Origin of the sequence: Streptomyces malaysiense, from assembly GCF_000980885.2 — a bacterium.
GTDB classification, from domain to species: Bacteria; Actinomycetota; Actinomycetes; order Streptomycetales; family Streptomycetaceae; genus Streptomyces; species Streptomyces malaysiense.
Window position 1 is genome coordinate 1 of the sequence record NZ_LBDA02000195.1, and the last position, 315, is coordinate 315.

General features: G+C 68.9%; 1 protein-coding gene. It reads left to right on the top strand.

Annotation, left to right across the window (positions count from 1 at the left end; genetic code table 11):
- On the top strand, nt 1–315 hold a 315-nt coding region (locus VT52_RS34875; protein ID WP_206306702.1), incomplete at both ends, for an Ig-like domain repeat protein.

The following is a 315-nucleotide window of genomic DNA, read 5'->3' on the forward strand; positions in this document are numbered from 1 at the left end:
GGCACTCCGACCGGCACGGTCGATTTCTTCGACGGTGCCACTCTCCTGGGTACGGGCACTCTCACCGGTGGTACGGCCACGCTCACCACGTCCACGCTTGCTGTCGGTACTCATGCCCTGACGGCGGTGTACAGCGGGGATACCGAGTTCGGTGGGTCGACGTCGCCGGTGGACAGTCAGACGGTGACGCAGGCGGCGACGACGACGGGTCTCACGTCGGCGCCGGATCCGTCCGTTGCCGGTGAGGCGAAGACGTTGACGGCGACGGTGGCCGCTGTTCCGCCGGGGGCGGGCACTCCGACCGGCACGGTCGAT